Below are 12178 nucleotides of genomic sequence, written 5' to 3'. Positions count from 1 at the left end.
TCGCCGCGCGCTGCGCATCGCGCAAGAACGTTCGCGTCTGGAGAGCGAACGTTCAGCGTTGCGGGCGTCGCGAGCGCTCTGGTAGTCGACCTGACGGAGGGGCGCATGGCCGACAAGAAGAAGAAGATCGCGATCGTGGGCGGTGGCGGCGCGGGTCTCGGCGCGGCCTACGTGTTGGGACGCGCGGCCGATGTGACGGTGTACGAAGCGACATCGACACTCGGCGGACACGCACACACGGTCGACGTGAAAGGCGCGGACGGCGTGGTCCGGCCGATCGACGTGGGCGTGCTGTTGACCGACCCGTGGACGTATCCGGTGCTCTACGCGATCATCGACAAGTACAAGATCGAGACACGCGCGGCGGGCTGGACGATCGGCGCGAGCTTCAAGGACGAGAAGTGGTGGACCGGCGGTCCGGACACTGCGCTGTGGCAGCGGCTCCGAGAGCAGTGCTCGCGGTTCGAGGTGGACGCGGCGCGGATCGATCATCTGCCTATCGAAGAGCAACTCCGGTCGGTCGAGTACTGGCTGAACAAGCTCGGATACAATGAGGAATTCGCGGCGAAGGCACTGTCTCCGGTGCTGACGCTGCTGGTGGTGACGAGGGCGGGATTGCTGCAGGCGCCGATCGTCAACATCCTCGGATTGTTCTCGGACAAGCAGCTGTCGTTCTTCAATGGCACGACGTGGCGGCTGTTCCCGAAGGGAACGCGGCAGTACGTCGACGCGATGGCGAACGACACGCCCGCGCGGTGGCTGCTCGAGCGCCCCGTGCAGAAGGTGCGTCGGAGCGGGAATCGCGTGCTGATCACCGACGGGAGCGGCGGTGAGGAGCAATACGACGAGGTCATCTTCGCGACGCAGGCGAATCTGACTCTGCAGCTGCTCGCGGATGCGACTCCGGAGGAGAAGGCCATTCTGGGATCGTTCGATTTCCAGAAGGCGGATGTCTATCTGCACAGCGACACGAGCGTGCTGAGCCAGCACCTGCCGCAGGATCTGTGCTCGCAGTACTGGTACGACGGCGACGAGGTGAAGCCGGACCTCCAGGGTGTGTTCAGCCTCAACGTCGGTGTCGGATTGGGACTGCCGGCGAGCGCGGGACCGACGATCATCACTGGGTACAATCACGATTCGACGGCGCGGCGGCCCGATCCTTCGAAGGTGTTCGCATACGAGCAGTGGGAGCACGAGCTCGCGACGCTGAGGCAGACGGGCGCGCGGTCGGAGTTCCATACGATCCAGGGGAACAAGAACACCTGGCATTGCGGGACTTCGACGGTGTGGGCGAGCGCGGATGCTGTGATCACGAGTGGAATGGTGGTGGGGACGAGGCCGGATCTCGGAGGGACGTTCCCGTTCACGCAGGCGGATGCGCTGGAGGATTACCAGCAGATCCAGAGCGTGATGTTCCCGACGCAGGAGAAGAAGAGCGCGAAGGCGCGGCAGTGCCCGGGGTATCGCAGGACGCGGTGACCCGATGCGGGGTGGCGGCTCCGCCGCCACTCCGCCGCCACCCCGCCGACCCACGTTGAGTTTTCTCGGCGATTTGCCTGCGCAAGGGCCGGTACGCGACGTGCTCGGCGACGCGTGCGTGACCCAGCCGCGCCTCATCGAGCCCGGCGGCGTGTACCTCATCACGCGCCGCACTCTTCGTCGCTATCACCTCTTCGCGCCCGACCCGCGCATGAATCGGATCTTCCTCTACACGCTCGCAATCGCAGCGACGCGCGTGGGAGTGCTGGTCCACACCGCCGTGCTGATGAGCACGCACGAGCATCTGGTGGTGTCGGATCCCGAGGGTCGACTGCCCGAGTTCCTTCACTATCTGCACCGTCACATGGCGCTCGCGACGAAAGTCCTGCGCAAGTGGGACGGCGCCGTGTGGGATCACGAAGCGACCAGCGTCGTCGAGCTACGCACTCCAGCCGCAGTCGCAGAGAAGATTGCGTATGCGATCGCCAATCCCGTCGCGGCAGCGCTCGTGCGGCGCGCGAGAGACTGGCCCGGCGTCACGACGCGTTCTCACGATATCGGGAGTGCGGAGTGGCGCATCGAACGCCCAGCCGAGTACTTCGCTCCCGACGACGACAGGTGGCCTCCGACTGTGATGTTGCGACTCGAGATGCCGCGCGCCGCGGGCGAGCTCGGAATGAGCGACGCCGAGTTCCGTGAGCTGATTGCGCACGAAGTCGCGGCACTCGAATCCGCGGCCCGTGCAGAGGTCAGCGAACGCGGTGGGACGTTTCTCGGGGCCGACCGCTGCGCGAGGTTGTCGCCGTTCAGGCGCGCACGATCGCACGAGCCGCTGCGCTCTCTCGCGCCAGCATTCGCGGTCGGACGCGGAGATCGAGACGCGTTGATCGCTGCTGCAGTGCGGCTGCGCGCATTCCGATTGGCGTATCGACATGCCTTCGATTCGTGGCGCAGAGGGCGACGCGACGTGGCGTTCCCAGCGGGCACCTGGTTGATGCGCCAGACGCACGGCGCGCCAGTCGAGCCGATGCGCGCCGCGGCTTGAGAGCCTGCGGAAACGTTGGCGCTCGCTCGTGACTGCACGCGCGGCGGCGGAGGTGTATCCGCGCGCGACGCAAGCGAAGCTCGAGAACGAGCTCGCGAGCGCTGTCGCGACGAAGTTGCGTCCGCGGAGCATCGATTCGACGTCCGGCGACGAGCGTTTCCGTTCCACTCGACGCTGATGGGCCTCACTCGACGTCGGTCGGTTGGCTCCCTGGGCGACGAGCCGCGCACCTTGCGCCGAACGAACGTCGGTCAGCCCTGCCCCACGGCCTCGACCACTCGCCTCACGTCACCCGTCTCCGGCATCCGCCCTTCCGCGCGCTCCGCGCGCCCTCCCCCGCGTCCCCCCGTCGCCTTCGCGATTTCCCCCAGCAGCGTTCGCGCATCCACGTTCGACGCCGGCCCCCGCGCGACCACCACGTGCACGCCGCCCTCGACCGGCCCCGCCACCATCACCACACGATCCCCGTCACGCGTCAGCTCTGCCGCCACCTGACGCACCAACTCGATTCCCCCCTCTTCGATCCACACCCGCCCCAGGCCGTCCTCGAAACGCACTCCGCTCGCGATGCTCCTCGCGAGCACGGCGCGCATCCGACCGAGCTCCTGCCGCGCGCCCTCGAGCGACTCCCGCACGCGCTCGACACCGCCACGCACCTCGAGCGGGGCCGTCTGCAGCCCGCGCGCGAGCTCCCGCAGCACGGCGCTCTCCGCGAGCAACTCCCCGCGTGCCCGCGCCCCCGCCGAGAACGAGATCCGCGTGCCGCCCTTGTAGCGCTCGCTCCCGATCACCCGCATCACACCGATCTGCGCCGTGCGCAGCACGTGCGTCCCGCCGCACGGCGACACGTCGACGCCGGCCACGTCCACCACGCGCACCCTCGCGTGCTCGGCCTTCGGCGCGCGACGCAGCGGCAGCGCCGCGAGTTCCTCGCTCGTCGGAAACCACGCGCGCACCGCGCGATCCTCATCGACGACGCGATGCACGAAGCTCTCGGCCTCCGCGATCCGTGCCTCCGCGATCCCGTCGCGATCCACGTCGATCGTGCACACCGACTCGCCCAGCCTCGAGCTCACGGTCTCGGCCGCCGCGACCTCGACGAGCGCGCGCGACAGCAGGTGCTGGGCGGTGTGCAGCGCCATGTGCACGCGGCGCCGCGCAGCGTCGATCGCGCCGTGCACGCTCGCACCGATCTCCGGGAGCGCACCCTCGAGCACGTGGTGCACGCGCCCCTCGTCGTCGATCTGCACGTCGACCACGCGCGCGCCGGCGAGCATGCCGCGATCCGCCATCTGCCCGCCCGACTCGGGATAGAAGGCGCTGCGATCGAGCACCACCGACGCCCGCGATCCGTGACGCGCGTGGTCAACCACGGTCGCATCGAACTCCACGAGAAGCGGATCTTCCTGTTCCAGTCGGACGGTCCCCATCGCACCCGGTGGTAGCATGCGCCCCGCTCGCGATGCCGCGCTCGGCGTACCTCTTCACCCCGGACGATCGCGTTCTCGTCGAGCGCCGCTTCGGCGCCGACTCCTTCGAGACGCTCGGCCGCGTCGAAGCCGCGCCCTACCTCGCCGAGCGCTCGCGGATTTCCCGCGTTTTCGCGTTCTTCCGGGCGACCGACGTTCGGCGAATCACCCTCCGCCCACCCTTCGACGACACCGGCCGCGACACCCTCTCCCTCCTCGACCCCACCACCCCCATCCTCGACGGCCACGACGATCCCATCGGCGTCACCCGCCTCGCATCGGGCCGCGTCACCTGTCTCACCCCCCGCGAGCCCGGCGACACCATCGTCCTCCGCGACCTCTGGACCCCGACGTTCCGCGTCGTCGACGGAACCCAGTTCGCCATCGAGACCCACGACGGCGAGCCCATCATCATCGCCTTCGCGCGCGCCCCGCTGATCATCGCGCCCCCGATCCCTCGCACGCTCGACGAGCACCTCGACACCATCTCGCCGTTCGTCTCCTCGGCGTGCCGCGACGCGATCGTCCGCGCCGGCGACGCTGCACGCGCCCGCGCCGTGGAGATCCACGAGGGCGACACCATCGATGTGCTCGGTCTCACATGGATGCCCGACGACGCCGAGCGCCGTTTCGATCTGCGCGGCCGCACCGCCGATTATCGCAGCGCGCCTCGCCCCCTCCGGCTCGTGATCGCCGATGCGCCCGGCACCCGCATCGTGATTCGCCGGACGGGTGCTCGCCTGCGATAGAGTGTCCCCGTGCGCGAGGGGGAGCCCACCCGCCAGATTCCGACGATCCCGCCCGCGTCCGAGCCGCTCATCGGGCGCGACGCGGACGTCCGCGCGGTGCGTTCTGCGCTCGCGCAGAGCCGCGTCGTGTCGATCGTGGGTCCGCCCGGTGTCGGCAAGACGCGCCTCGCGCGCGAGATCGCGGCCGCGTGGCCCGAGCGCGTGGTGCGCGTCGACGCCGAGCGCGCGCGCATCGAGTGCGATCTCGCGCAGGCGTTCCGCGTCGGCCTCGACATCGACGAGCCCACCGGCGATCGCGACGACGACATCGAAGCGATCGCGCGCGCGCTCGCCCATCACGGTCCGTGTCTCGTGCTCGTCGACGGCCTCGAGCACGTCATCGAGCCCGCCGCCGAGTCGCTCCCGCGCATGCTCCAGGCCGCGCCCGAAGCGCGCTTCCTCGTCGCGAGCCGCGCCCGCATGCGCGTCGAGATGGAGCGCGTGCACGAGCTCCAGCCGCTCTCGACCGAGCCGCGCCGCGAAGGCGAGCCGAGCGACGCCGCGCGCCTCTTCCTCACCATCGCGCGCCGCGAGCGCGCCGAGCTCACCGACGACGCGCACGCCTTCGCGGAGGTCGACGCGATCGTGCGACAGCTCGAGGGCCTTCCCCTCGCGATCGAGCTCTGCGCCGCGCGTGCCCGCACCTTCGGCATCGACGATCTCTCGCGCGGCCTCGCGCGACGCCTCGACGTGCTCGCCGACGTCCGACGCGACGTGCCGGCCCGCTCCGCGACGGTGCGCGGTGCGCTCGACGAGTCGTGGTCGCTCCTCCGCCCCGCCGAGCAGTCCGCGCTCGCGCAGCTCTCCGTGCTCGAGGGCGCGTTCTCTCGCGAGACCGCGGAGGCGATCGTCGATCTCGGCGAGATCCGCACCGGCACCGTGCTCGGCGCGCTCTCGCAGCTCGTCGAGTGGTCGCTCGTGCGCGCGTGGCGGTCGCGCGCCGACGGCTCGCAGCGCTTCCGCGTGCCCGCGCTGGTGCGCGCCTATGCACGCGAGAAGCTCGACGAGCTCGGGCTCGCACCCCGCGCCGAGTCGCGGCACCGCGCGTTCTTCGCGGCGGGCGCCCGCCGCGCCGCCGCCGCGCTCTACGGCCAAGGCGGCCTCGATGCCGCGCGCTGGCTCCGCCGCGAGCGCGACGAGCTGGTGCGCATCGCCGATCGCGCCGAGGACGACGTGGGCGCCGCGGTCGACGTCACCCTCGCGCTCGTCTCGCTCGCGGAGCTCGTCGGCGGCGCGCGCTTCGTGCTCGATCGCCTCGAGCGCGTGATCGTGCACGTGCCCGAGGGTGATCCTCGACACGACGAGCTCCTGCTCGGACGCGGCCGCCTCCGCGCGCTCGCCCACGCCACCCAGCGACAGGCCGCGAACGATCTCGCGATCGCCCACGAGCGACTGCGCGCCGCGGGACGCCGTCGCCTGGAGGGCCTCGCGCGCGCCACCCAAGCCGCGGTGATGTGGCGCATGGCCGAGACCGAAGCCTGCGCGCTCTACGCCCGCGACGCGCTCTCGATCGCACGCGCGACCGGCGACGCCGCGCTCGAGGCGACGAGCCTGCGCCTCCTCGGCGGCATGTCGCTCAACACCGGTCGCACCGCCGAGGCACTGCCGCTCTTCGAAGAGGCGCTCGCGATCCAGGAGACCCACGGCGATCGCCTGTCCATCGGCGTCACCCTCGATCGCGTCGCTGCCGCGTACCACGGGCTCGGTCGACGCGACGAAGCACGACGTCGCTGGACCGAAGCGCTCGAGTCACACCGGCGCGCCGGGCATCGTCGCTGGGAAGCGTTCACGCTCTCGTACCTCGGCGAGCTCGCGATCGAAGAGGGCGATCTCCCCGGCGCGCGCGCACTGCTCGCCGATGCGGAGCGCACCGCGCGCGAGGCCGGCGATCCCGCAGCCGAGGTCGCGGTCGCGGTGCAGCGCGCGCTCGCATCGCTCGCGGAGGGCGCGATCGACGCCGCACGCGTGACGATCGAAGGCGCGCTCGTGCTCGCGCGCGGCACCGGTCAGCGGCCGATGGAGGCGCTCGCGATCGGATACCGCGGTGCGATCCGTCTCGAGCAAGGCGAGCTCGAGGCCGCACACGCCGATCTCGCGCGCGCCGAGTCGTTCTTCGGGGGCCACCCCGGGATCGGCCTCGTGTTCTCGGGCTGGCTCGCCGCGCTCGAAGCGGAGCGCGATCGCATCGACGAGAGCGACGCGAAGTTCGCGCAGGCCGAGGCCCGCCTCGCGGGCGTGAGCGATCCCCGACCGCGCGTCGCGCTCGCGGTGCAGCGCGGCTTCCTCGATCTCGCGATCGCACGACGCGGCACCGACACCGGCGAGTTCACGAGCACCCAGCGCCGCGCGATCGCGGTGGCGCGGAGCCGCGTCGCGCAGCTCCAGGGACGCGACGACGTCCCGGTCGAGGCGCGCGCCGCAGCGCGACGTCTCGCGTCCGCGATCGCCCGCGCCGAGCGCGGCGCCGTGCTCGAGGTGGGCGCCGCGGGCCGATGGTTCCGCACTCCCGGCGGCGAGCGCGTCGAGCTCGAACACCGTCGCGCGCTGCCCGCGATCCTCGCGGCGCTCGCGCGCGCCCGCGTCGAGACCCCCGACGCTCCGGTCGCGCCCTCGCGCCTGATCGAAGCGGGCTGGCCCGGCGAGCGCATCCTCGATCGCGCCGCCGCGATCCGCCTGCGCGTCGCGATCAACGGCCTGCGCAAGGCCGGCCTCCGCGAGCTGCTGATCACCCGGGGCGGCGCGTACCTGATCTCCGCCGACGTCCCGGTCGTCACGCACGAGTGATCAGCTCAGCTGGAGTGCTCGCTCGGAGTGGGCGAGCCGATTCTTGAACACTCGTTCACTCGACCGGGCGCGGCGCCTCCTGCGCGTCCTCGAGGCGCTCGTCGCAGAAGCGCTGCCATCGCGACAACGTGGCATCGTCGGCGCGCGCGCTCGCGCTCGCACACGCCCCGAACGCGTCGACCGCTCGATCCCAGAGCGGCGCGGCGGCGCGCAGGAACGCATCGCGGAAGCGCAGTCGATCGGCGGGCACCGCATCGATCGCCCGCGGCACCGGCATCGTCGCGATCGCGTCGGCGAACCGCGCGAGCATGAGCCCGATCACCGCCGATGCGACGACGTACTCGCCGACCTCACCCTGCTCGGCGGGCGCGAGCGCCGTGCGTGCGACGCGGAGCGCGTCGGCGCGCGCTGCGACCCAGCGCGCGTAGTCCTCCTCGACGAAGGTCTGGTACCCCGGCCGATCGAGATCCGCCTCGGGCTCGGGGCGCGCGAGCATCAGCGCATCGATCGCACGTGCGAGGCCCGGCGCGAGCGGGGCCGACTCCGCGTCGACGTCGCGTGGCAGCTCGGGGAGATGCTCGGGGCCGAGCGCGAAGGGCAGCTCGCCGTGGTCCTCGTCCTCCTCGGCGACCTCGCTCAGCCCCATCTCGCGCCGCGCTCGCGCGAGCCGCTCACCACCGCTCGTGTCCTCGCTCGACGAGCCCCCGCTCGTGCCGCGCGGCCCCTCGTCGCAACCGGCGAGAGCGAGCACGAAAAGGGCGATCACGGCGGCGCGGCGCATCGGCGCGCACTGTACCGCGCACGTCGCTGCGACGCGCACGCCGTGATCTTCGGGAGGGATGGGATGGGATGGGAACGCGAACGGGATGGGAACGGATGGAAGTCTTTGTTGGTCGCGGGATCAGAGGCGACGAACGGAGTCGATCAGCCACGACTGTCCGTCGCGACGCAGCGCGAGCTGGGCGTCGACGATCGCGCCTTCACCGGTGCGCACCCGCAGCGCGACGCGCGCGCGATCACCTTCGACGTCGACCGAGCGCTGGACGAGCTCGAGGTCACCCTCGGTCAGCGGCGAGAGCGCGTCGCGGATCGCGTCGGCGGGATCCTCGTCGTCCTCGCCGAACTCGTTGCCCCAGCCGTCGGCGCGCACCGTCACCGGCGCACGCGCGGAGTCGACGTGGGCGAGCACGGCGTCGACGCGACGCTCGATGCGGGGGCCGGTCAGCGCGTCCGCGATCTCCGCGATCTGCTCCTCGTCGCTCTCGACGAGCGCGTCCGCGGCGAGCGCGACACCACCGACCGCCACCGTCGCGATCACACCCCACACTGCGAATCGGCCCCACTGCATGGGAGCCGTCATCAGCAGCAGGCGTGCCAAGCGCAAAAACCGCGCAAATCACGCGAATTCACCCAACCCCGGTCGGCCGGAATGACAACTTGTCCGGCGCTGCTCGACCCGCGAGCAGCTCTGGATGACAGCTCGTCACCGCACGAGCGCGCGCACCGCGTCGGCGCCCACGCCGCGCACCTCGACGCGCTTCGCGCGCGACGTCTCCCCGCGCACCAGCACCACGTCCCGCTTCGCGACACCGAGCTTCTTCGCGAGCAGCGCGACGAGCGCCGCATTCGCCTCGCCCTCGACCGGCGGCGCGGTCAGCGCGACCTTCATCGCGCCGTCGTGCACCCCGAGGATCGCGTCGCGGCTCGAGCGCGGCGCCACGCGCACGTCGAAGCGCACCAGACCCGGTCCCTCTTCGATCGACAGCATGTCGCTGGGGGCGTCCTAGCACTCGAAGTCGATCGCCGCGGCTTTCGCGTGGACCCTTCGTGCGTAAGTATTCCCGTCGTGGGGCAGACGCGGGTCGGGATGGCGGTCGCGAGCGCAGCGCTGACATGTGCGCTGGTGGTCGCGACATGCGTGCAGGGGCCGACCAGCGACGCACACGCGCAGGCCCCCACCACCCGACTGACCGTCGGCGGCGGTCGCGCCCGATCCGGCGTGCATCCGCTGCGCGCAGCGTTCACGCCCGATCCCTTCTCGACGGCGACTCGCCCCGGCGGCGCCATCCACGTCGCGGACCTCCGGCTCGGCGCGGGGTGCCGCGGCTACGTCGCCGCCGAGCCCGACGCGATCGTGCGCTTCTCGGGATCGGCACCGCTGCTCCGCTTCTTCGTGCGCGCGGCGACCGACGTGACGCTCGTGATCGCCGATCCGAGCGGTCGCTTCCTCTGCAACGACGACGCGATCCCCGGCCGCACGACGAACGCGATGGTCGACGTGTTCGCGCCGCGCCCCGGGCAGTACGACGTGTGGATCGGCGCGCACGCGCCCAGCACGCAGGTCGACGCGACGCTCTTCGTGACCGGCTCGCGCGATCAGCGCCCGTGAAGCGCGCTCGCCGCGCGTGTGCATCGCGCTGCACGCCGGTACCCGCGACTCGCTGATTTCGTCGCGCTCCGCGCGAGGCACACCGCGTGCGGATCGGCCGCGGCGATGCTTCGCTTCGTCGCCTTCTTCGTCCTCGCGCTCGCGCTGCCTGCGTGCGCGTCGGTCCGCGCGCCGACCACGTACACGCTCGGGCCCTATCAGCCGGCCGATCCATCGCTGCTCGATCGGGTCGCGATCGCGCTGCGCGCATCGGGCTACGACGCCGTCGTCGATCCCTGGGAGGGCGTGGTCCGCGCGCAGATGCGGCACTGCCGCGCCGATGGGCACGACCGACCGATCCTCGAGGCGCGCGCGTCGCGGGAGGGCTGGTTGCTCCTGCGCATCGTCGCCACGCGCCCGGGCTCGCGCTGCGTCGAGCCGCGCGGCCCGAACGCGCACGTGATCCTCGATCGCGGCCTCGCGCGGGTCTACGCCGAGACCGCGGCGCGCCTGCGCGGGCAGCTCGAAGGGACGCGCCGATGACGCGCCTCGTGCTCTCGATCGTCGTCGCGGCGCTCGTGCTCGCGAGCTCGGCGCGCGCCCACGCGCAGGATCCTCGCGCGTGGTGGTCGTCGCCGGCGCCCCCGACCGAGTCGGTGAACCCGGAGTGGCAGACCGTCCCCGACCTGCGCCTCGTGGGCATCGGCGTCGCGCTCTCGGTGCTCGGCTACGGCGCGTCGGTCGCGCTCGGGATCGATCTCGCGACGCGCGAGGAGTGCGCGAGGACGAACGTCGGGAGCTGGTTCGTGCCGGTGGGCGGTGGCATCGCGGGCGCGCTCTCGCCCACGTGCCCGTCGACCGGGTCGTGGTTCGCGACGCCGCGTTACTTCGGGCACTCGTTCGGCGGCTTCGTCGCGTCGATCGCGCAGGTCGCGGGCATCGTGCTGCTCACGCTCTCGCCCTTCGTGCACGAGGAGCTGCGCGTCGTCGGACCGCATCGCGTGCCGATGCGGCTCGCGCTCGACGTCGGTGCGGGCAGCGTCGCGCTCGGGCTCACGTTCTGACGAGCCCACCCCGCGCGTCCCACGCGATCAGCAGCGCGCCCGAGATCCCCGCGATCAGCGCGCCGAGCCCGAGCGCGTAGAGCGGCCCGAACGCGTCCCAGATCCACCCGGTGAGCACGCCCGCGGGCACCGCGGTCACGCCGATCACGAAGTGATAGAGCCCGAACGCGCGGCCGCGCGCGCTCGCGGGCGCGAGGTCCTTCACCATCGCCTTCTCGGCGGGCTCGGTGAGCCCGTGGTACGCGCCGTACACGACGAAGATCACCCACGCCTGCCACGCCTCGGTCGCGAGGCCGAGCGCGAGGTACGTGAGCGCGTAGACGATCCATCCGATCGCGACGAGGCGCGGGCGCGGCACGCGATCCGCGAGGTCGCCGCCGACCCACGTGCTCACGACCTTCGAGACGTGGAGCACCGCCCAGAGCACGGGGATCATCGCGATCGGCACCCCGAGGTCCTGCGCGCGCAGCAGGAGGAACGCGTCCGACGAATTGCCGAGCGCGAAGAGCGCGAGGATCCCGAGATAGCTGCGCAACGATCGCGGCACTGCGGGCCCGACCATCGTGGGCGCCTCGCCCTTCGCGACCGGCATCGCCTCGGGCGCGGGCTCGCGCACGCTGAGCACGCAGATCAGCGCGATCACGCCGGGGATCAGCGCGGCCGCGAACACCCCGCGCACCGTGAGCCCGAGCGCGATCAGCCCGGTCGCGACGAGCGGTCCGATCACCGCGCCTGCGTGATCCATCGCGCGATGGAACCCGAACGCACGCCCTGCCTCGCCGGGCGGCGCGGCGGCCGCGATCATCGCGTCGCGCGGCGCGGTGCGCACGCCCTTGCCGACCCGATCGACGACGCGGATCGCCAGCACGTGCACGGGGATCCCGGCGAACGCGATCAGCGGCCGCGCGAAGGTCGCGATCGCGTAGCCCAGCACGACCAGCGGCTTCTTGCGCGGCGATCGATCCGCGACCCAGCCCGAGCCGAGCTTGAGGAAGCTCGCGGTCGCCTCTGCCGCGCCCTCGATCAACCCGAGCATCGCGGTGCTCGCGCCGAGCGTCGCGATGAACGCGGGCAGCAGCGGCACGATCATGTCCGACGCGACGTCGGTGAAGAGGCTGGTGAGCCCGAGCGCGATGACCGCGGCGGGCAGGCGCGCACGTGAGGTCACGGCGCGATCATGG

The 12178-nt window shown here is 71.9% G+C and carries 12 protein-coding genes; 7 read left to right on the top strand and 5 right to left on the bottom strand.

Going from position 1 to position 12178, the window contains the following annotated elements:
* The first annotated feature begins 105 nt into the window (after positions 1–105).
* A complete protein-coding gene (locus I5071_RS41635; protein WP_236518954.1) occupies positions 106–1479 on the top strand; it encodes an FAD-dependent oxidoreductase in 1374 nt (457 codons plus the stop codon).
* Positions 1480–1579: 100 nt separating this feature from the next.
* A complete protein-coding gene (locus I5071_RS41630; RefSeq protein WP_236518953.1) occupies positions 1580–2524 on the top strand; it encodes a transposase in 945 nt (314 codons plus the stop codon).
* 251 nt (positions 2525–2775) lie between these two features.
* Here I5071_RS41630 and I5071_RS41625 read toward each other — a convergent pair whose 3' ends face one another.
* Positions 2776–3954, bottom strand: a complete 1179-nt coding sequence (locus I5071_RS41625; RefSeq protein ID WP_236518952.1) for an alanyl-tRNA editing protein — start codon at positions 3952–3954, stop codon at positions 2776–2778.
* Positions 3955–3986: 32 nt separating this feature from the next.
* Between I5071_RS41625 and I5071_RS41620 the strand changes: the two genes are divergently transcribed.
* Both I5071_RS41620 and I5071_RS41615 read left to right on the top strand, forming a co-directional pair.
* On the top strand, positions 3987–4742 hold the full coding sequence (locus I5071_RS41620; protein WP_236518951.1) for a hypothetical protein: 756 nt from the start codon (positions 3987–3989) through the stop codon (positions 4740–4742).
* 9 nt (positions 4743–4751) lie between these two features.
* Positions 4752–7565 carry an ATP-binding protein gene (locus I5071_RS41615; protein ID WP_236518950.1) on the top strand — a complete coding sequence of 938 codons (2814 nt, stop codon included), beginning with the start codon at positions 4752–4754 and terminating at the stop codon, positions 7563–7565.
* A gap of 55 nt (positions 7566–7620) precedes the next feature.
* Here I5071_RS41615 and I5071_RS41610 read toward each other — a convergent pair whose 3' ends face one another.
* From I5071_RS41610 to I5071_RS41600, 3 genes are all read right to left on the bottom strand, one after another.
* Positions 7621–8346 (bottom strand): hypothetical protein, encoded by a 726-nt coding sequence (locus I5071_RS41610; RefSeq protein ID WP_236518949.1) that lies wholly within the window; start codon positions 8344–8346, stop codon positions 7621–7623.
* 120 nt (positions 8347–8466) lie between these two features.
* Positions 8467–8913, bottom strand: coding sequence for a hypothetical protein (locus tag I5071_RS41605; protein WP_236518948.1), 447 nt, complete (start codon positions 8911–8913; stop codon positions 8467–8469).
* Positions 8914–9048: 135 nt separating this feature from the next.
* Positions 9049–9333, bottom strand: a complete 285-nt coding sequence (locus tag I5071_RS41600) for a DUF167 domain-containing protein (protein ID WP_236518947.1) — start codon at positions 9331–9333, stop codon at positions 9049–9051.
* 78 nt (positions 9334–9411) lie between these two features.
* On the opposite strand from I5071_RS41600, the gene I5071_RS41595 reads away from it, so the two are divergent.
* The 3 genes from I5071_RS41595 to I5071_RS41585 all read left to right on the top strand — a co-directional run bounded on the left by I5071_RS41595 (position 9412) and on the right by I5071_RS41585 (position 10997).
* Positions 9412–9954 carry a hypothetical protein gene (locus tag I5071_RS41595; RefSeq protein ID WP_236518946.1) on the top strand — a complete coding sequence of 181 codons (543 nt, stop codon included), beginning with the start codon at positions 9412–9414 and terminating at the stop codon, positions 9952–9954.
* A gap of 105 nt (positions 9955–10059) precedes the next feature.
* Positions 10060–10476: a hypothetical protein gene (locus I5071_RS41590; protein ID WP_236518945.1), complete on the top strand. Its 417-nt coding sequence runs from the start codon at positions 10060–10062 to the stop codon at positions 10474–10476.
* Positions 10473–10997, top strand: coding sequence for a hypothetical protein (locus I5071_RS41585; RefSeq protein WP_236518944.1), 525 nt, complete (start codon positions 10473–10475; stop codon positions 10995–10997). Before I5071_RS41590 ends, I5071_RS41585 begins: the two co-directional genes overlap by 4 nt.
* Here the strand turns inward: I5071_RS41585 and I5071_RS41580 are convergent.
* Positions 10987–12165, bottom strand: a complete 1179-nt coding sequence (locus tag I5071_RS41580) for an MFS transporter (RefSeq protein ID WP_236518943.1) — start codon at positions 12163–12165, stop codon at positions 10987–10989. The genes I5071_RS41585 and I5071_RS41580 overlap by 11 nt on opposite strands.
* Positions 12166–12178 lie beyond the last annotated feature (13 nt).

The organism is Sandaracinus amylolyticus, from assembly GCF_021631985.1.
GTDB classification, from domain to species: Bacteria; Myxococcota_A; Polyangia; order Polyangiales; family Sandaracinaceae; genus Sandaracinus; species Sandaracinus amylolyticus_A.
This window is presented reverse-complemented; position numbering and strand designations above follow the sequence as displayed.